The sequence below is a fragment of the Bacillus sp. LR--39 genome (assembly GCF_053613335.1).
Genome location: NZ_JBSIOT010000963.1, coordinates 1 through 679 on the forward strand (window position 1 = coordinate 1; position 679 = coordinate 679).

Below are 679 nucleotides of genomic sequence, written 5' to 3' on the forward strand. Positions count from 1 at the left end.
AATAACAACCTGTCCGTCTTCCACTACATAGTCAACATCCTTTTGCATCGCAACGTGAGCTTTTAAGGCCTGGTTGATATGGTGGTTGAGCGCGACATGCTTCACATCAAAGAGGTTATCGATGCCGAACGCTTTTTCCGCCTTCGTCATTCCTTCTTCAGTAAGCTGTACAGCTTTTGTTTTGATATCGTACGTGTAATCCTTCTCCGCTTTTAACGTACGGACAAAAGCATTTGCCTGTACGTACAGCTTAGTGGATTTGGCGGCTTGTCCAGAAATGATAAGCGGTGTTCTCGCTTCATCAATTAAAATAGAGTCAACTTCATCAATTACCGCAAAATGAAGCGGGCGCTGAACCATCTGCTCTTTATAAAGCACCATGTTGTCCCGCAAGTAGTCAAAGCCAAGCTCATTATTCGTAGAATACGTAATATCTGCTGCATAGGCTTCACGCTTCTCGTCTTTTGACAGGCTGTTCAGGTTTAGGCCGACCGTCAGCCCGAGAAACTCAAAGATTTTCCCCATCTCTTCAGCGTCGCGGCTCGCCAGGTATTCGTTGACCGTCACGACGTGAACGCCTTTCCCTGACAGAGCGTTCAAGTAAACGGGCATTGTGGAAGTCAGCGTTTTACCTTCCCCCGTTTTCATTTCGGCGATATTCCCTTCATGAAGGGCGACG

1 protein-coding gene is annotated in these 679 nt (G+C 47.0%); it reads right to left on the minus strand.

Annotated elements, in window-relative coordinates; genetic code table 11:
- The coding region (locus ACWHAR_RS27780) for a preprotein translocase subunit SecA (RefSeq protein WP_452088529.1) at window positions 1-679 on the minus strand (679 nt) is incomplete at both ends.